Source organism: Methylobacterium sp. 190mf (genome assembly GCF_900107945.1).
Classification (GTDB): Bacteria; Pseudomonadota; Alphaproteobacteria; order Rhizobiales; family Beijerinckiaceae; genus Methylobacterium.
Window position 1 is genome coordinate 87,944 of sequence record NZ_FNVI01000023.1, and the last position, 17,703, is coordinate 105,646.

The 17,703-nt window shown below is 65.1% G+C and carries 17 protein-coding genes; 10 read left to right on the forward strand and 7 right to left on the reverse strand.

Features of this window, described 5'->3' with window-relative positions; genetic code table 11:
- The first annotated feature begins 38 nt into the window (after positions 1-38).
- Positions 39-533, forward strand: a complete 495-nt coding sequence (locus tag C4T42_RS24105; RefSeq protein ID WP_103985992.1) for a GNAT family N-acetyltransferase — start codon at positions 39-41, stop codon at positions 531-533.
- 40 nt (positions 534-573) lie between these two features.
- On the opposite strand, the gene ligD is transcribed toward C4T42_RS24105, so the two are convergent.
- A complete protein-coding gene (ligD, locus tag C4T42_RS24110) occupies positions 574-3,084 on the reverse strand; it encodes a DNA ligase D (protein WP_103985993.1) in 2,511 nt (836 codons plus the stop codon).
- Between the two features lie 205 nt (positions 3,085-3,289).
- Here ligD and C4T42_RS24115 point away from each other — a divergent pair, with 205 nt between their 5' ends.
- Complete coding sequence (locus tag C4T42_RS24115; protein WP_103985994.1) at positions 3,290-4,198, forward strand: Ku protein; 909 nt, start codon at positions 3,290-3,292, stop codon at positions 4,196-4,198.
- Positions 4,199-4,272: 74 nt separating this feature from the next.
- Positions 4,273-4,476, forward strand: coding sequence for a hypothetical protein (locus tag C4T42_RS24120; RefSeq protein ID WP_020096268.1), 204 nt, complete (start codon positions 4,273-4,275; stop codon positions 4,474-4,476).
- 15 nt (positions 4,477-4,491) lie between these two features.
- Here the strand turns inward: C4T42_RS24120 and C4T42_RS24125 are convergent, their stop codons facing one another.
- Positions 4,492-5,685, reverse strand: a complete 1,194-nt coding sequence (locus C4T42_RS24125) for a tetratricopeptide repeat protein (RefSeq protein WP_081636586.1) — start codon at positions 5,683-5,685, stop codon at positions 4,492-4,494.
- 422 nt (positions 5,686-6,107) lie between these two features.
- The gene (locus C4T42_RS24130) at positions 6,108-6,839 is read right to left on the reverse strand and encodes an SDR family oxidoreductase (RefSeq protein WP_020096270.1); all 732 of its coding nucleotides are present in this window, start codon (positions 6,837-6,839) and stop codon (positions 6,108-6,110) included.
- Between the two features lie 82 nt (positions 6,840-6,921).
- Between C4T42_RS24130 and C4T42_RS24135 the strand changes: the two genes are divergently transcribed.
- Entirely contained in the window at positions 6,922-7,314 is a 393-nt protein-coding gene (locus C4T42_RS24135; protein ID WP_020096271.1) for a helix-turn-helix domain-containing protein, read from the forward strand.
- Between the two features lie 227 nt (positions 7,315-7,541).
- Here C4T42_RS24135 and C4T42_RS24140 read toward each other — a convergent pair whose 3' ends face one another.
- Positions 7,542-8,444 (reverse strand): LysR family transcriptional regulator, encoded by a 903-nt coding sequence (locus C4T42_RS24140; RefSeq protein ID WP_091683054.1) that lies wholly within the window; start codon positions 8,442-8,444, stop codon positions 7,542-7,544.
- A gap of 110 nt (positions 8,445-8,554) precedes the next feature.
- Here C4T42_RS24140 and C4T42_RS24145 point away from each other — a divergent pair, with 110 nt between their 5' ends.
- Genes C4T42_RS24145 through C4T42_RS24155 form a run of 3 tightly spaced genes read left to right on the forward strand, consistent with a single transcriptional unit; the run spans position 8,555 to position 11,596 of the window.
- Entirely contained in the window at positions 8,555-9,769 is a 1,215-nt protein-coding gene (locus C4T42_RS24145) for an MFS transporter (protein WP_103985995.1), read from the forward strand.
- Positions 9,766-10,773, forward strand: coding sequence for an NAD(P)-dependent alcohol dehydrogenase (locus C4T42_RS24150; protein ID WP_103985996.1), 1,008 nt, complete (start codon positions 9,766-9,768; stop codon positions 10,771-10,773). Before C4T42_RS24145 ends, C4T42_RS24150 begins: the two co-directional genes overlap by 4 nt.
- Positions 10,774-10,801: 28 nt before the next feature.
- Entirely contained in the window at positions 10,802-11,596 is a 795-nt protein-coding gene (locus C4T42_RS24155; protein WP_103985997.1) for an NAD(P)H-dependent oxidoreductase, read from the forward strand.
- 106 nt (positions 11,597-11,702) lie between these two features.
- Here the strand turns inward: C4T42_RS24155 and C4T42_RS24160 are convergent, their stop codons facing one another.
- Both C4T42_RS24160 and C4T42_RS24165 read right to left on the reverse strand, forming a co-directional pair.
- Entirely contained in the window at positions 11,703-11,966 is a 264-nt protein-coding gene (locus C4T42_RS24160; RefSeq protein WP_020096469.1) for a hypothetical protein, read from the reverse strand.
- A gap of 226 nt (positions 11,967-12,192) precedes the next feature.
- Positions 12,193-13,263 (reverse strand): GGDEF domain-containing protein, encoded by a 1,071-nt coding sequence (locus C4T42_RS24165; RefSeq protein WP_181049208.1) that lies wholly within the window; start codon positions 13,261-13,263, stop codon positions 12,193-12,195.
- Positions 13,264-14,125: 862 nt separating this feature from the next.
- Between C4T42_RS24165 and C4T42_RS31580 the strand changes: the two genes are divergently transcribed.
- The 3 genes from C4T42_RS31580 to C4T42_RS24175 all read left to right on the forward strand — a co-directional run bounded on the left by C4T42_RS31580 (position 14,126) and on the right by C4T42_RS24175 (position 16,871).
- Positions 14,126-14,449 (forward strand): hypothetical protein, encoded by a 324-nt coding sequence (locus C4T42_RS31580; RefSeq protein WP_132367864.1) that lies wholly within the window; start codon positions 14,126-14,128, stop codon positions 14,447-14,449.
- Between the two features lie 476 nt (positions 14,450-14,925).
- Positions 14,926-15,351 (forward strand): hypothetical protein, encoded by a 426-nt coding sequence (locus C4T42_RS31585; protein ID WP_132367865.1) that lies wholly within the window; start codon positions 14,926-14,928, stop codon positions 15,349-15,351.
- A 323-nt stretch (positions 15,352-15,674) separates the two neighbouring features.
- The gene (locus C4T42_RS24175) at positions 15,675-16,871 is read left to right on the forward strand and encodes a hypothetical protein (protein ID WP_103985999.1); all 1,197 of its coding nucleotides are present in this window, start codon (positions 15,675-15,677) and stop codon (positions 16,869-16,871) included.
- Positions 16,872-17,154: 283 nt separating this feature from the next.
- Here C4T42_RS24175 and C4T42_RS24180 read toward each other — a convergent pair.
- Positions 17,155-17,703 (reverse strand): autotransporter outer membrane beta-barrel domain-containing protein (locus C4T42_RS24180; RefSeq protein WP_146074027.1); only part of this gene is annotated, 549 nt, incomplete at its 5' end.

The following is a 17,703-nucleotide window of genomic DNA, read 5'->3' on the forward strand; positions in this document are numbered from 1 at the left end:
ATGGCGTACAACGCTCGGCCGACGACACGCGAGAGTGCATGACATCGCTGCTGCAGATCTCATCGACCGACACCAGTCCGATACTGGCCCTCAACAACGCGCACGCGGCCGAGCTCTCCCTGCTCGACGAGGAAGGTCTCTCCGAGCTCGTGGCGGGGAGCTTCCACGTACGCCGGATTGGCCGCAATGACGCTTTCCTTATCGCCCTCGATGAGCGGCATCCGACCTATGCGAGCCCGAACTATCTATGGTTCCGCAGTCGCTACCCGCGCTTCGTGTACGTCGACCGGGTCGTGGTCGCCGGCATTGCCCGCGGCCTCGGCCATGCGCGGCGGCTCTACGAGGATCTCTTCCGGAAGGCCCGCGAGGCCGGTCACGACCTGATCGTGTGCGAAGTCAACTCGATGCCGCCCAACCCGAGCTCGGACGCCTTCCACGCCCGGCTCGGTTTCGAGGAGGTCGGCGCAGCCACCATTCTCGGCGGAGCCAAGACCGTCCGCTATCTCGCTCATCGCCTGCCCGGCCCACGCTGACCTTGCACGAGCCGACGGCAAGTCCATACAGACAGGCCAGTCAGGTTCGTCGACGCCCGCGCTTTCCCGATGCCTCCAGAGGCCGCGCGGCACGCTCGAAGCCGGCCCAGGGATCCTTGCCGAGCGCCGCCAAGCGACCGGGCAGGGTGGCGACGTCGAAGCGCGCTCCGGAACCGAGGGACGGGAGTTCGTCCCAGCCGACCGGCACCGAGACCGGCGCTCCCGCGCGGGCGCGGGTCGAGAAGGCCGCGACCGCGGTCGCACCACGCTGGTTGCGCAGGTAGTCGATGAAGATGCGACCGTCCCTGGCCTTCTTCGACACGGTCGCGACGTAGCGGTCGGGCGCGTCCCTGGCCATCTCGGAGGCCAGGCGCTTCGAGAACGCCTTCGCCTCATCCCACCCAGCCTTCGGTTCGACCGGGACGACGACGTGCAGTCCCTTGCCGCCGGTGGTCTTGACGAAGGCGCCGAATCCCGACGTTCGCACCCGTTCGCGGACCTCGAGCGCGCCGGCGACGAGGTCGGTCCAGGCCACCCCGTCCCCGGGATCCAGATCGAAGACCAAGCGGTCCGGCCGATCCGGGTCCGCGGCCGTCGCGCCCCAGGGATGGATCTCCAGGACGCTCGCCTGGACCAGGGCGCGCAGGCCATCCGGGTCGCCGATCACGACCGCCTTCCCGGTCCCGCCTTCGAGGACGCGGAGAAGGCGTTCGTCGATCCCGGACCAGCCGTGCTTCTGGTAGAAGCACGAGCCGAGGCCAGCCGGGCACCGGACGAGCGACAGAGGCCGGTCGATCACGTGCGGCAGGATGCGCTCGGCGATCTCGGCGTAGTACTCCGCCAGCCCCTCCTTCGTCAGGCCGACGTCGGGCCAGAGCACGCGATCTGGATGCGTGAGCGTCACGGTCGACTCCGTGGTTCTCCGCTTCGACGCCCGTGAGCGCGCCGGCGCCGCCTTCCGGACGACCCCGTCGGGCGCCACGCCGGTCCGGATGGTCTTGAACGACGCATGGCGCAGTTGACCGTCGGCGGTCCATCCGCGGAACGTCACCTCGCAGACGAGACGAGGCTCCACCCATCGTGCATTGCGGCGCGCCAGGGGCGGAAGCTCGTTGTTGAACGGCGGTGCCGGGATCCGCAGGGACTCCAGCTGCGCCCAGAGCTCCCGCGCGACCGCATCGCCGAACCCTGTGCCCACCCGACCGACGTGGACGAGGGTGCCGTCCTGATGCGTGCCCAGGATCAACGAGCCGATGGATCGGGAGGACGTGCCGGAGGGCATGAAGCCCGCGACGACGAACTCCTGGGACTGGGTGCACTTGACCTTGCGCCAGAGGTCGCTGCGGCCGGAGCGGTAGGGCGCGTCCGCCCGCTTCGCGACGATGCCTTCGAGCCCGAGTCGGCAGGCGTGTCGGGCCATGGTCGCGCCGTCGTCGACGAGATGCTCGCTGAACCGGATCCGGTCGGCGGACCCCGCATCGTCCAGGCTCTGCAGCAGCAGAGCCTTGCGATCGGTCAGGGGGAGGGCGCGGATGTCCTTGCCGTCGATGTAGAGCAGGTCGAAGGCGTAGAAGAGCGCCGCGCCCGTGTCGCCGTCGGCGAGGGCCTGCTGAAGCGCCGCGAAGCTCGAGATGCCGCTCGCGTTCTCGACGACGATCTCGCCGTCGATCAGGGCGGAGGGCAGCTTCAGCTTCTGGAGGGCCTTCGCGATCGGCGCGAACTTCGACGTCCAGTCGAGGCCGGAGCGCGTCGACAGCTTCACGGTGCCGCCGTCGATGCGCGCCTGCATGCGGTAGCCGTCGTGCTTGATCTCGTACAGCCATCCCTCTCCGGTCGGCGCCGCGTCGACGAGGGTCGCCAAGGCCGGCTCGACGAAGGGCGGCAGCACGGCCTTCCGAGCGCGCGGGGACCGGGCCGAGGCGGTCTTCGTCACGCGCGCCGAAGCGACCTTCGCGCGTGCCGCGTGGTCGGGTCTGACCTCGCCGCCGGCAGCGAGCTCGCGGTTGGTCCGGCCCGACAGGACCGACGCGTCTTGCTCGCCGAGGATGTCGCCCTCGCGGCGCGCGTGCTCGTCCTCGGCCTTCATCAGCAGCCAGGGCTGCTTCTTCTCGCCGCCGCGGCCCTTCATGCGCACGAGATGCCAACGGCCGCCGAGCCGCTCGCCCCGCAGAACGAATTCGAGGTGGCCCTTCTCGAGACCGGCGGCCGGATCGCCGACCGGCTCCCAGGATCCGATGTCCCAGACGATCATGGTTCCGCCGCCGTACTGGCCCTTGGGGATCGCCCCTTCCCAACGCAGGTAGTCGAGAGGATGGTCCTCGGTCCGGACTGCGAGCCGCTTCTCGGCCGGCGACAAGCTCGGCCCGCGGGTGACGGCCCAGCTCTTGAGCACTCCGTCCATCTCGAGCCGCAGGTCGTAGTGCAGGCGTCGGGCGTCGTGCTTCTGGACGACGAACCGTGCCTTGGCGGTCTTCCGCCCACGGCGTCCCCGCGGCTCGGACGAGGCCTCGAAATCCCGCTTCTCGCGGTACGGCTTGAGGAGCTCGGACATGTCTTTCGGCAAACCGCCGCGGTCGATCGCCGGTTCCGGGATGCCGCTTCGACTGCGGGGACAGGCAAGATCTCGCAAGTTATCCACAGGGCTGGCCGTGCAGGAACGAGTCGAGAGCGACTCTCGTTGAGTCGCCGAATTCGTGGTCGGCACCGCATCGACTCATCGCCGGCGACGAATACTTGTACGAATTCTGGAGGCTGCGGTGGCATCTCGCGCCAATTGGAAGGGGCATCTGCGTCTTTCGCTCGTCTCCTGCTCAGTCGGACTGTATCCGGCGATCAGTTCGTCGCGGGACCTGAAGTGCCACACGATCAACCGTGAGACCGGCAACCGCGTGAAGCAGCTGCTGGTCGACTCGCTGACCGGGGAGAGTGTCGACCGCGATGACCAAGTGAAGGGCTGCGAGGTCGCCAAGGACGACCTCGTCCCCGTCGAGGACGAGGAGCTCAGCGAGATCGCGCTGGAAAGCACGCATACGATCAACATCGAGGCGTTCTGCAAGCGCGAGGAGGTCGACGAGCGCTACCTCTACAAGCCCTACTACCTCGCGGCCGAGGACAAGGTCTCGCGCGAGGCGTTCGCCGTCATCCGGGATGCGATGAGGAAGAAGGGGATGGCGGGCCTGGGCCGGATCGTCATCTACAAGCGGGAGCGCATCGTCCTGATCGAGCCCTACGGCAAAGGCCTGCTGGCGACCCTGCTGCGGTACCAGGACGAGATCCGGTCGCCCACCGCCTACTTCGAGGACATGCCGGACGGCAATCCGACCGACGAGATGCGGTCCCTGGCTGAGGAGCTGATCGCCCGGTCGACGAGGAAGTTCGATCCGTCGAAGTTCGAGGACCGCTACGAGGAAGCGCTGATCGCGCTGGTCAAGGGCAAGGCGAACAACCCCGAGAAGGGCAAGGGTCGATCGAAGGTGGCGGCACCGAGCTCCAGCAACGTCGTGAACCTGATGGAGGCCCTCAGGCGCAGCATCGACTCCGAGAAGGGTGGATCCTCCGCTCAGCCGGCCGCTGCCAGGAAGAAGGCGGGTTCGAAGCGGTCGCGGCTAAATTCGAACCGCGGCGCGGGCAAGGCGACGTCCTCGAAGTCGCGGAAGGCCGCGTGATGGCCGCTCGTCCGCTCCGGCCTCCGGCCCTGGCCCTCTCCCGTAGCGCCGCACGGCGGCGACGGGCGTGCCGAATGCTCGAGAGACTCGGCTACGACCCGCTCGGGTTCTCCTCCAACAAGGATGCGGAGGCGTGGCTGGAGGAGGACACGCCGGAAGCCGCGATCGTGGACGATCCCTGCGATAGAGAACTGGAAGGCCTGTTCAGCGTCCTCAAGGCGCGGAACGTCGATCTGATCGCCCTGGATGGCCCGCCGCCGCAGCCTTCCAGGGCGTGAGGCTGGAAACTCCGGTCACGACATGGCGACATGACCGAGCCGGGTCTTGGCGAACTGAGGCTGACCGAAGCGGGCCTTCGGTATTAGGTAGTTGACGAGAGCGGCGACGAGATCACAAGGGACGAGTTCCTTGTGCTTCTCGAGTATGAATTCGGCATAGTTTGCGTTGCCGGACACGCCGCAGGCGAGGCAATATCGAACCACGGCCTCGGTCGAGCGTCCTTGAAGCGATAGATACGTGTCGATATTCTTCACGAACACGGTATCCGCAAACACCGTCCGACCTCTGGCCATGTGATCCCTGTGCCGGGTCGCGTACCGCCAATTCTCATTGGTCAGATGCAGCACCTCGAAATCTTGTCCGCGCATGTAGGCGACGGTCTCGTCGAAGTGCGGCTCCCCCTCGTAGGCCGGCATGAAACGGAGCTCGGCCTGTACGACGGCGGCCCCGGCGATGTGCTGCCGGGCGTCGCGCAGGACCAAGCCGTCTATGCCCTCCAGATCGCTCTTGAAATAGTCGAGACCTGAGACCCCGATTTCATCGAGGGCATCCGACATGCGCTTGGCTTTGACCTTGTGAACCGCTTTGACCCGTGCCAGATCCCGGAGGCCGAACGCCTCGAGGATCTCCTGCTTGTCCTCCAGCAGTGAGGACGCGTAGATGAAGTGCTTCTCGCGGAATTCATAGTCTCCCGCGGTAGGAGCGATGACACAGTTGATAGGCGAGTACCGACCGAACTTCGATCTGTTGGAGCCTACAGACAGAGCGTCGAGCGATATGAAGTGGATCGCGCTAGCGATCTCGGATGGGACGCGCACGATCGCCTCGCCCGAAGATCCGAAATCCGCCATGTTGAGAAAACCGTCGAGGCACGCCGTTATTGTCCGCGCATCCTTCTTGGCGTCATCACTTATCGCTTCGACACGATCGGCGAATTCCTCGACGGAAAAGCTCCGCAGAAGGGCCGAGCACGTGCCGAGGAGGTCGCTGTCGAATGGATTCTCTAGGACTATTGCCGAGATGTAGTTGACCGCGTTCGGCAGGTCGCCTTGTTGGAAGCTGACGACCGAAAGTCCGATCAAGGCTCGAGGGTTTTTGTCTTCTACCTTGAGTATCGCCTCCAGAAGATTTCTGGCTTCTTGGTGCCGTCCCGCTTGGATATCGGCGTTGGCTCGATCGAGAGCTTCATCGACGGACATCTCGGCCATTCTATTGCGCCCACGCTGGAGATTGCAGGTGGCTTATGCAAGCGCGCGAAGGGTCCTTGGCGCAGCCTGGCAAGACACCGCGACAGTGACCTGAGGCATGGTCCGCCACATCTGTCTTAAGGGTTAACGCTTGCCTATGCCGGTTGGCCGCTCGAGCCGCCGGGATGGAACCGGAGGCTCTCGGTCAAGGCCGGGACATCTGCTTATGAGTGACGCGTTTCGCTCCGTTCCTTTCCGATCCGGATCGATTGAAGGCCGTCCGCATCTCTGGTCGGCCTTTTCCGAAGCGATTGTTCCGCTTTCGGCCAGCATCTGCCACCACGACGCGCCCATCTGAACGTCCAAAATGGGTGGCTTCAAGATGGTCCGCTTCGGGGATGCAAACCGGCGGAAGCGGACACCCTGAAACTGCTATCGGGACGCTAGACCTGCTGCATCCCGCCGTCGACGCACAGTTCGGCCCCCGCGACGAAGCTCGCCTCGTCGCTCAGTAGGAACAGCGTGGCCGCTGCCACCTCCTCGGGACGCGCCATGCGGCCGAGCGGGATCGGCGCGATGAGTGCGGCCCGCCCGTCCTCAGATACGCTCGCCATCATGGCGGTATCGGTCGGACCGGGGGCCACCACGTTCACGCGGATGCCGTGTGGGGCCAGTTCCGCCGTCCATGTGCGCGCGTAGGAGCGCAGCGCTGCCTTCGTCGCGGCGTAGGTCCCGTAGGGCGTCACGCCCATGACGTCGGCAATCGACCCCATCAGCACGACGGCCCCACCCCGCCCCATTGCGCCCAGAGCCGCTTGCAACCCGAAGACAGCCCCACGGACGTTGACCGCAAAGTGCCGGTCGAAATGCTCGGGCGTCCCGTCGCGCAGGGTCGCGGGTTCCGAGATGCCCGCGTTGAGGACCAGCGCGTCGATCCGGCCATGCATCTCCCGCACCGTCGCCACGACGCGGTGCAGATCCTCCTGTTGGGCTGCGTCCGCGACGAGGCCCTGCGCACCGCGCCCGATCCTCGCAGCGGCTGCGTCGACCTCGTCGGCGCGCCGCCCGGTGAAGACGACCGACGCGCCTTCGACCGCCAGCCGCTCGGCGACCGCAAGGCCGATGCCTTTCGCCCCGCCGATCACCAGCGCAACCTTGTCTTGCATGCGAGCCATCGGGGCATCCCTTCATCTGCGATGGCGCAGCAGATACACAGCGTGTATCTGCTATCAAGAACGCACTTAAGGTAGCCTAGATATGGCCGACGATACCGACTTCGATGCCGCGTCCGCTTGCGCGCTCGCCAACATGGCGCAGGTCCGCCCGGTGCTGGACAAGATCGCCGACAAGTGGACGATCCTGATCCTCACGGTGCTTTGCCCGCGGCCTTCACGGTTCAACGCGATCAAGCGGCGGCTCGACGGCATCACGCACAAGGCGCTGGCGGACGCGCTGAAGCGGCTGGAGCGCAATGGTTTGGTGACCCGGACGGTGCTGCCGACCGCACCTATCGGCGTCGAGTATGCGATCACCCCGCTCGGCCATTCACTACGCGAGCCCTTTGAGGCGCTCTGCGCGTGGGCACTCAACAACGGTGCGGCGATTGATGCGGCCAACCGCGAACATGACAGCATCAAAATGAAGCCGTGAAAACGCGTCCGCTTTCGGATCGCCGGATGCCGGGACCGAACATCTAGTAGTCCAAATCTCACGCTTGGTACCCATACGCACATGTCGGCTCAGGGTGGGAAACGGCCCGACTGCTTTGAGCGTGGGAAATATCGAAAGCTGCCGTTAGCGATCCGGGGCGCTTTCTCGAAAATGATGGTGTTTCGAGAAAGTCGGTGAATGGCCGCCTGCAGCATTGCGGTCGGTGCTTATCCCTCGGCGGCCAACATCGTCAGCCGTTCACGCAGCCAGCGTTGTGCCGGATGGTTGGTCGTCCGGTCATGCCAGACACTCGCGATGGTAAAGCCAGGAATGGTGAGCGGCGGATCTAGCACCTGCACCCGATCCGACCAGCCATCGGCGATCCGCCGTGGGACCAAAGCAATCATGTCGGACCGTGACACGACCTCCGGCACGATCAGGAACCCCGACGTGGACAGGGCTACGGTGCGGCGGCGGCCGACGGCCTCTAGTGCCGCATCGGTAGGTCCCGAGAACCCGCCGCCTTGGGGAGACACCACAACGTGCTCCAAAGTACAGAACACGTCCATGCTGACATATCCCTGTACGGTCGGGTGTCCCTGCCGGGCGATCACCGTGTAATCCTCACAATAGAGCTGACGCTGGCGCATGGCCGCCGGTGCATGGTCTGAAGATGCCAAGGCAAGGTCGACCTCGCCGCGCTCCAACTGCGTGGCGAGCGCCAGCACGTCCAGGGCACGCCAGGCGATGCGGACCCTGGGCGCCTCGGTCCTGAGCGCGACCGAGAAGCGGGTGAGCAGCGCATACTGCTGGTAGTCGGTCGCGGCGATCACCAGGGTGGCCTGCATAGTCGCCGGGTCGAACGGTGCTCCATCTGCCACGACCCTGCGGACACCCTCCAGTGCTTCATGCAACGGTTGTCGAAGCTCGACGGCGCGCTGGGTCAGGACCATTCCGCGCTGTGCCGGAATGAGGAGGGGATCGCCGAAAGCCTCGCGAAGCCGCGCCAACCGGGCGGACAAGGCGGGTTGGCTCAGGTTCAGGCGCCGGGCGGCACGCGTGACGTTCCTTTCCGCCAGCAGGGCTTCGAGCGTGACGAGCAGGCCGAGATCGAGGTTCTTGGTATCCATGCGCTCGATAACAACAGGCAGAAGGTTTGATTTCAACACTGCGACGCGCCGCGCGATATGCCGAGCAGGCTTCAGTTCCGGGAGCCTCCATCGACGACGCGGATAGCAGTTTGCCGGAAGCCCTTACCCTCCAACCGCATCGCCCCTCCTCGATCGCGTTCCCGCTGCTCGCGGCCATCCTGTTCCTGTTCTTCGTGTCGAGCAGCGTGCCGTCGCCCTTGTTTGTCGTGTTCCAGGAGCGTTGGGGTTTCTCCCCGGGCATGCTGACGGTCGCGTTCAGCATTTACTCCCTGGTGCTGCTAGTGACGCTGCTCGTGGCCGGGTCGCTCTCCGACCACCTGGGACGGAAGCCGGTGATCGTTGCGGCGCTGGTCATCCAGGTCGTGTCCATAGCGCTTTTTCTGACGGCAGACGGCATCGGCGGATTGCTGGCCGCCCGGATCGCCCAGGGCATATCCATGGGCGTGGTCAACGGCGCCCTGTCGGCCGCGGTGATCGAGGCGGCGCCGCCGGCCCGCAGAGCCCTTGGCAGCCTGTTTACCAGCATCTCGCCGCTCGCGGGGCTGGCGACGGGCGCCTTCGTTACCGGCGCGCTGCTCGGCGTGACGGACAAGGCGGAGATCTGGGCGTTCGGCTTGCTCGGGGGGCTGTTCTGCCTGGGTGCGTCGATTGTTCTGCTTATTCCCGAGACGGCAAGCCCGGTGCCCGGCCTGCTTCGTTCCATGGTGCCGAGCGTGCATGTTGCCCGTTCGGCGCGCGACGGCTTCACGCGCGGGCTGCCGTTGCTCCTGTCGATCTGGGCGCTGGGCGGCTTCGTCAGCGCGCTTGGGCCGTCGCTGTTGCGCACTGTCTTCGGCGTCAGTAGCGGATTGCTGAACGGCGCCACCGTCGCCGTGCTGTGTGGCGCTGGCGCCGTGTCGCCGCTGATGATGCGCGGGCTGCCGCCCGGGCGCATGGCCGTCGTGGGCATGGCGGCGGTGACGGCCGGGGTTGGCCTCTTGCTCGTGTCGATCGGCACTGGAGCGTTGGCGCTGTTCTTCGTCGGCGGTGCGGTCGCCGGCGCCGGGCTAGGCGCATCGTTCAGCGGCCTTATCCAATCGCTCGTGCCGCTCACCCCTGTGCACGAGCGTGCCGAACTCTTCGCGGCGATCTTTCTGGTCACCTACCTGTCCTTGAGCGTCCCGCCCATCGCCGCCGGCTTCGCCGTTCCGCTGACCGGCTTCCTGGGCACGACCCAGGCTTATCTCGGCGCCGTCCTGATCGTCTCGGCGATCGCGACCGTCCTGCAATGGCTGCCCTCGCGCAGCCGAGGAGCACCCGCATGAAGGCTATCCAGGCACATCCGCAGCAAGGGCTCGACGGCCTGACGTTGATCGACCTCTCCGATCCCGGTGATCCCGGAGCGAGCGCCATCCGCGTGCGTGTGCATGCCTCCTCCCTAAACTTCCACGATCTGGGCGTGGTGACGGGACGGCTGCCGGCCGCCGATGGCCGCATTCCCATGGCCGATGGCGCCGGGGTGGTGGAGGCGGTCGGTTCCGAGGTCACTGAGTTCAAGCCCGGCGACCATGTCGTGTCCACCTTCTTCCCGACCTGGCTGGACGGTGAGGCGACCCTTGCCGATTTCGCCACCACGCCGGGCGACGGGATCGACGGCTTTGCTCGGGAGGTCGTGGTGGCGCCAGCCACGTCCTTCACGCGCGCGCCGGTCGGCTGGAGCCACGCCGCTGCGGCGACCCTGACCACGGCCGGGGTGACCGCTTGGCGCGCCCTGGTGGTCAACGGCGGTCTCAAAGTCGGGGACAGCGTGCTGGTGCTCGGCACGGGCGGCGTGTCGATCTTCGCGTTGCAGATCGCGCGAGCCATGGGGGCCACGGTGATCGCGACCTCCTCCTCCGACGAGAAGCTGGAGCGGCTTCGCACGATGGGCGCTGCCCATGGCATCAACTACCGTCAGAACCGAGAATGGGGCGAACGGGTGCGGGAGCTGACGGGCGGCACCGGCGTGGATCATGTCGTGGAGGTCGGCGGCCCGGGCACCCTGACGCAATCGATCAAGGCCGCGCGCGTGGGCGGCCACATCTCGCTGATCGGCGTGCTGACCGGGCGGGCGGGCGCCGTGCCGACGGCCATGCTCATGGCCCGGCAGCAGCGCCTCCAGGGTCTCATCGTCGGCAGCCGACGTCATCAGACTGACCTGATCCGCGGCATCGACGCCGTCCGCGGACACCCGGTGATCGACCGCTCCTTCCCGCTCGCCGAACTCGCCGATGCCTTCCGGCTCCAGGAGACTGGGGGCCACTTCGGCAAGATCGTCGTCGAGTTTTGATCAACGCATCCAGCAGGAGCATTGAACCATGAAGGTTCTTCTCGTATTCGCCCACCCGGAACGCCATTCCCTGAACGGCGCGCTGCGCGACGTCGCCGTGGCCGAGTTGGAAGCGCAAGGGCATGAGGTCCGCGTCAGCGACCTCTACGCTGAGGGATGGAAGGCGAGCGTTGACCGCGCGGACTTCCCCGAGATGGTGGAAGGCGAGCGGCTCCGGGTGGCCGAAGCGTCAGGTCGGGCGTTCACCGCCGGGGCGCTGACGGAGGACGTGAAGGCCGAGCAGGAAAAGCTGCTCTGGGCCGATATGCTAATTCTGCAGTTCCCGTTGTGGTGGTACCACATGCCGGCCATTCTCAAGGGGTGGGTGGACCGGGTCTACGCGTTCGGGTTCGCCTACGGCGTCGGCGAACGGAGCGACACGCATTGGGGCGACCGCTTCGGCGAAGGCACGCTGGCCGGCAAGCGCGCGATGCTGTTCGTCACGGTCGGCGGGTGGGCGACGCATTACGCCACGCGCGGCGTGAACGGTCCAATCGAGGACATCCTGTTCCCAATCAATCACGGCATCCTTTACTATCCCGGCTACACCGTCCTGCCGTCCTTCGTGGCCTACCGCGTGGACCGGATGGACGAGGCCGGCTTTCAGCGGGTGGCAGATCAGTTGAAGGAAAGACTGCGGACCATCGAAACCACTGCGCACATCCCCTACAGGATGCAGAACGGTGGCGACTACCAGGTTCCCAGCCTGGAGTTGCGGCCAGAACTGGGCGACCCTGGCGTGTCCGGCTTCGCCTTGCACGTGGATCAGAGCCGAGCAGGGTAATTCATCCTGCAGATCCTAAAGGCATCCTTCCATGCGCTGGGCCTGAGCGGTGCGCAAACTCGCCCGGCGTTGCCTTCCGAAAACGACGATGTTTCGGGAAAGAACGTCAGCCCTGCTCGGCAGGATCAGTCTGCACAGCATCGGCGAAACGACGCATCAACCGAGTGAGGTCCGCGACATCCCGTTCTGAACAATTGCCGGAAATCGCCCGCGCCATGGCGTTGCGCGCCAAGTAGCAAAGCCCGCTGAACACGTCGCGCATGCTGTGCTCGCGCTCAGCGGCCGCCGTGGGCAGGAGCGTCAGGTAAGGCGCGATCAGCGTCCGCTCTTCATCGTTGATGTCAGATGGGTAGGCGCGACGGGCGGTCATCCAGCCAAGACTGGCGCACCCTCAGGTTCGCGATACCCTCTAGGACCGCTTTCAGGAAATCCGGACGGCTCTCTGGACGACTGCAACGGGTCGATAGGGTACCGTCCGCCTTTTCGACACCATTCCTTCGAAGCGGAGTAGCCGCATTAGGCTATGCCCGGAAATGCCGCCACAGCAGCAACCAAGCCGTCCAGTTGGTCGTGTTTATGCTCAGCATTCAACAAGTTTATGCGCTGATGTGCTTCGATATGCGGTCGCCATCATTCCTGGCGGGGGGCGCGCGATAAAAGGTACCCTTGCCCTGCTTTTTGGCGGCATACAGGGCGCGATCCGCGCTAGCGAGGAGCGCCTGGCTGTCGGAGGCATCTAGATCCCGTTCTGCAATCCCGACGCTCACCCCGATCCGGACCAACGTGCCTTGGCTGAGGTCATAGGGCAGCCCCACAGCCGAGATGATCATGCTGGCTATCACCTCAGCGGATGCAGCTCGGGGCCCTGACAACAGTACGGCAAACTCGTCGCCGCCAATACGGGCAACAATGTCGGTGGCCATGACCACGTCCTTCAGCCGGCGCGCCACCAGCTGCAAAAGGAGGTCGCCAGCAGCGTGGCCGTAGGTGTCGTTCACGCTCTTGAAGCCGTCCAGGTCAAGGTAGAGCAGTGTGACCGCATGCTCTTCCTCACCCTCCGTACCCTCGAGTGCGGATCCCAGGGATTGATTGAGGAAGGTGCGGTTGGGCAGCCCGGTGAGCCCGCAGTGAAAGGCTTGATGGCGCAGCGCCAGCTCGGCACGCAGCAGCGCTACATAGTCGGTGTGCAAGCGCCGGTTCACGGCCGCGACAGCCACGAGGTAGAGCGGCGCCAGCCCGCAGAGGGCCAGGAGCCAGGGTTGGCCGCTCAGTACCGCGCCGATCGTGAAAGGCACAACCACGCTGATCATCTGGACCACGGTCATCCGCGGTGCACCAGGATTGCGGGCTGCTAGACCTCCCACAAATCCCGTTGTCGCAAGGCAGGCGAACGGCACCAGCACCGGATCGGCCGAGGCCATACATAAGCCAACCCCGCAGCCGATCTGGGCGCACCACAGCATGGAGCTGAGTACGTAAAGGTCCGTAAGCGGGAACCCGCCGTCTGTTGGTTGAGCCGGGCCGCGAAGGGCGCGCCTCATCACCAACATGCTGATGAGGCGCACAAAGGTGAGTGCCAGGTCGGCGCACAGCCAAGAGAGCATCATCAGCGTGGGAACACGCAGGACGGCGAGACTAGCCAGCGCGGCACCGACGACGGCAGCCACGCAAAGGGGGGCAGTCCCCACGACAAGGCGCCTCCGCAAGACCCGGAGTACGTCCGGAGGAACCTGCAGTGGCGAGGTGGTCAGCCAGGAAACGAAGCGCCAAGCTGGTGGAGGCGGGGCATTGTGGGCGAACGCCATGGCCAATCAGCGCATGGCAAGGCTTGAGCCCCGGTTAAGAGATCAAGCAAAACGAGTCCTGTCGACGCTACTACGAACGTCTTGGCGGAAAGGTCGTTAAGTAAAGCATGCATGACGCGCCCGGCGGAGCCGCGCCGCCCGCTTTGCGCCTCCATTGACCGGAGCTGGCCTCGGCGTTCAGCCTCGCAGAGGCTCGCTGACTATCCCGAGCCGACCTTGAACCGCGTTCTGTCTATGACCGCTTTCGAGAAATGCGGACGGCTGTGGCTGCGGCCGGAATGGGTCGGAAGCCGTATGACTGCTCGGGGTGGAATGCTGCCGGTCTGCTTCTGCGCCACGCGGGCACTCGAGCGGACATGTCCTCGACGATCCAGGCGGTCAGAGGCCGGAGGTCAGTTTTGTAAGCCAATCGCGCGAGTCTTTGACTAGGACAGTCTCCATAGACCTGTAGAGAAGCAGAAGACCTCCGCCAAGTCCAACTAGACCGCATGCGCCGAGTCCAGCCGCACTCGTGACGCCGGCTCCGACCCGAAGCCTCTAAGCCAAATGATTATCAGTCCTGCGCTAATTTACGGCTTGCGCTGCGGATCGCGATCGAAAATCTTGCTTTGAATACGCGTCTACGGAGAATTCGATGCCAGCCGCAAGTTGTTGCATAGGAAAATATCTAGGTTCATTTCTGCTATATACCGCCGGATCCAGCGTCGTTTTCGCGGATATGAGGGTGAATCGTTCCGTCGACGGCAAAATTGTCTCGATGTCTAACCTGTCGCCGGCGAAGGACTGTTCTTCGATGGCCTTGCGCGGCCGCATCAGCGATCTAACATTCGAGCAGGGAACGGTACGCGGATTCACACTTAACCAAAAAGGCGGCGAGCAGCACATCAACGTACCCGCTTTGTACGATTTTCCCGATCCACGCCAGAAAGCGATTACTCGCGATGGATATTCCACATTGATCCGCAACGGCCGCACCGTGACGATCAAGGCTCTGTTCTGCGGCGCAGCGGGAAAAATCGTGAAAATGGACGCGATCTCAACAGAGTAGGGACCATATCATGTCAACCAGATCGGGTGCGGTCGCCCTCCTATTCATGCTGTGTTGCGTCCAGGTCGCGAACTCGGGGTGGAAGCCGGCAAAAGGAACTCCGTATCCTGCGTTCACCTCCTGCGTCTCCTCCAATCTGTGCATATTCGTCTCGTGCCGGCGCGGTGGCGAAAGGTCCTTCGAGATCTACTCCGTCGAGAACGGTCTAAGCGCTGGAGATACGCTATCCCTCTCCGCTGCCGGACGACAGATCAAGCTGACCGTACCGCCGAGGACCAACAACGAGCTGTACAGCTGGCCGTTGCGACCGGACATAGATGAATTACTGAGCTCGGGCGGTAAAGCGGCCATCGTCTTCGACGAACGCACCAAGTGGCCCGTAAGGACTGACGGCTATGCATCGGCGAAGTCAAGCCTGTCGCGTCAATGCAAAGGCTGACTCTGGTCTGCTTGGGACGACTATCGGGAGACGTACGATGTTTATGGTAAGACTGACTTTCGTGATCCTGATGGGTTCGCTCTTTGCAGCGCCGGCTGTGGCGGAATCAAGAGCGGCGGCCTACTTGGCAAAGCAGGAGATCAATGACGGGTGCGATGGTCGTCAAGGGCGCATCGATCCCGCCGGCCTGATCGAGCGGGATCTCGATGGTGACGGCATGCCCGACTTGATTATATCCCACGAGGCGATCCGATGTGCCGGTAAAATGTCACGGAGCAGTCATTGCGGCATGCAGGTTTGCTCCGTACTGTTCTATCTGCGTCGCGGATCATTGCTCCAGAAGGCCCACGATATGCTGGGTGCCAACGTCAAGGTAGGCCGCGAGCGCATCCCGAAGGTCCATATGGATGCCCATGGCGGAGGTGGAGGCTACGTTCGTTGGAATGGGAAGTCTTTTGATTGAGAACTGATGTCTCGCGGCGACGTCCAACATTCATAGATATCCGCGGTCGGAGCCATCACAAATCATGACATCTCCAGCATTCGGCCGATGCGGCTACAGCCGGACGATCGGCGAGATGCGCTTGGAGGCGGCGTTCGATCGGATCGCTCCCCGGCCGAGGTTCTCGGCACCGACTGCCAGGATCCGGGACGATCCGACGACCGACGACCGACGTCGGTCGCCGATCAAGCTGTCCCGACATGCGTGGCCCGCGATCGGGTGGCCGTGCACCGCAACGTCGGGCATGATGCCCTGCACATGATCGGCGGACCTGGGGAGGTCACATGCGGTTCCTGGTGGCGACGATTGTTCTGATCGGACTGTGCGGTCAGGCGAATGCCCAGGGCAAATCGAAGAAGCCGCAACCTCAGCAGCCGTCGACCCGCTACCTCAGCTTTTCGGAAGGGTCCCTGGACGGTTCGGCGACGTATCTGATCGACGGCGTCCTGAAGTTGACCTCGCAGGGCAGCCAGATCACCGACGCGAGCATCGACGTCTGCTACCCGACAAGCACCCTGTCGCGGCGCGTCGACCGTCTGGTGATCCCGCTGAAGGCCGACGGCGCGAACTTCTCCGGAGCCGGAGCAAGCTCGGCGGGGGATCGGGTCGCCGTGTCGATCAAGCGGAGCGGCTCGAAGGACGAGCAGCAGCTGAACGGCTCTCTGAAGCTTCCGGACCATAGCGTCGCCATCGCAGCCACCGGCCTGACGTTCTCGGAGGAGGATCCGACCGCGCTGCCCTCCGGTTCGACGGCAGAGGACGAGACTGAAGACGTGAGCGACAAGCCCGTACCCGATCCCGGAACCCTCTCGGTGACGACGAAGCTTCCGAACGTCGTCGATCTGGTGAAGCTGGTCCGCACTGAAGGTGCCCGGATGGATCCCGCCGGTCTGGTCCCGAACTGCGCCGACCTGAGAGGCGGCACCTCGTCGATCTCGATCGACGTCGATCCGGAGAGAGCTCCCGCGCTCCTCGAGAAGGTGAAGAAGCTCCCGGGAGTGGCGACTGCGGAATACGGGCAGGTCGCCGACAAGTCCCAGCTCGTCAAGCTCAAGGCGAAGCCGGGCGACGCCGATCTGATCGCCGCCCTCGGTCGCGCATTGCCGAAGGCTATCCCCGATGCGACGATCGTCTCGTCGGGCAAGGACGCCGGGCGAGGCGAGATCCAGATGGCCCTCACCCGCAAGGTGTCCTACCTGGATCCGATGGGAGCTCAGGAAGCGATCTCGCTCCGGGCTACCGCGTGGCAGGATCCTCAGGACAAGTCCGTCTCCTACGTCCAGCTCCGGGGTGTCGATGCGAGACTTGTCGATACCGGCAAGGAGAAGGTCTTCTCGGTAGGGCCCGCCGAGTCCGAGGGGGAGGACGCCGTCGTCGCCTCCGATCTCGACACGGCGGCAGCACAGCAGGCGATAGCTGCGGCATTGGCTTCTGATCTGCACGGGCAGATCTGGGTCGAAGATGCGTGGGTGTCGAAGTAGCAGGTCGCCCGCACGCCTGGATGCCGACGACGGGCGAGTGCTGGAGGCGGCCGCACACTCGAAACGCCGCCCGCACCGTGGAGCGCGATCGGTACCTGCCGAACGGGAGCCCCGGCCGCATGGTCGACGAGGAGGCCGACTTGGAGAGTAACACGATCGGATGATGCGTCGGAGGCTATGCCGGCCGAATGCGGGGGAGGGGCCACGTAAACGATCGGCGGGCGACGACATGCATCCGCCGATCGTAAGGCTAGCTAGGAACGCTCGAAGGTCCGTCGATGCTCTACCACGCGGCCTGGAGGCCGGCGGTGAACACCTGGGCGGTGGCGCCGGGGCGGACGTCGCCGGTGTAGCCCACCGACAGCCGCACGCCCGCGGCGACCGCCCCCGTCAGGCTCACCCCCAGAACCGCGCCGTCCCGGCCCAGCGCGCTCGTCCGGCCCGCGAACCCCGCCCCGAACAGGCTCGAGCGAACCACCGCCGCCGTGTCGGCCAGCTCGTGCGCCCAGTACGCCCGACCCTCAAGCCGCAGATCCGGAATGCCCGCCAACGCCCAACTCGTCACCCGCCCGCCGACCAGGCTGCGCGCCGCGTCGAGGTCGGCGACCGCGAAGCCCTGCCCGCCGAAGCCCTGCCCGACCAGACCGCCCCGCTCGGACACACGGCCCCGCGTCAGCCGATCGTAGCTGAAGCCCACCTCCGGCACGACCTCGACCGGCAGGCCGGTCGCCAGCGCGTAGCCGGCAAAGCCCGACACCCCGCCGTTCCAGCCCGACGACAGCCCGGACGCCTGCGACACCGCCGCGCCCAGCGCCACCGTCCGGTCCACCCG

Coding starts and splice junctions, on each gene's coding strand:
- C4T42_RS24155 (WP_103985997.1), top strand. CDS start 10,802: ATGAAGGTTCTTCTCGTATTCGCCCACCCGGAACGCCATTCCCTGAAC.
- C4T42_RS24105 (WP_103985992.1), top strand. CDS start 39: ATGACATCGCTGCTGCAGATCTCATCGACCGACACCAGTCCGATACTG.
- C4T42_RS24125 (WP_081636586.1), bottom strand. CDS start 5,685: ATGGCCGAGATGTCCGTCGATGAAGCTCTCGATCGAGCCAACGCCGAT.
- C4T42_RS24120 (WP_020096268.1), top strand. CDS start 4,273: ATGCTCGAGAGACTCGGCTACGACCCGCTCGGGTTCTCCTCCAACAAG.
- C4T42_RS24150 (WP_103985996.1), top strand. CDS start 9,766: ATGAAGGCTATCCAGGCACATCCGCAGCAAGGGCTCGACGGCCTGACG.
- C4T42_RS24160 (WP_020096469.1), bottom strand. CDS start 11,966: ATGACCGCCCGTCGCGCCTACCCATCTGACATCAACGATGAAGAGCGG.
- C4T42_RS31585 (WP_132367865.1), top strand. CDS start 14,926: ATGTTTATGGTAAGACTGACTTTCGTGATCCTGATGGGTTCGCTCTTT.
- C4T42_RS24130 (WP_020096270.1), bottom strand. CDS start 6,839: ATGGCTCGCATGCAAGACAAGGTTGCGCTGGTGATCGGCGGGGCGAAA.
- C4T42_RS24175 (WP_103985999.1), top strand. CDS start 15,675: ATGCGGTTCCTGGTGGCGACGATTGTTCTGATCGGACTGTGCGGTCAG.
- ligD (WP_103985993.1), bottom strand. CDS start 3,084: ATGTCCGAGCTCCTCAAGCCGTACCGCGAGAAGCGGGATTTCGAGGCC.
- C4T42_RS24140 (WP_091683054.1), bottom strand. CDS start 8,444: ATGGATACCAAGAACCTCGATCTCGGCCTGCTCGTCACGCTCGAAGCC.
- C4T42_RS24135 (WP_020096271.1), top strand. CDS start 6,922: ATGGCCGACGATACCGACTTCGATGCCGCGTCCGCTTGCGCGCTCGCC.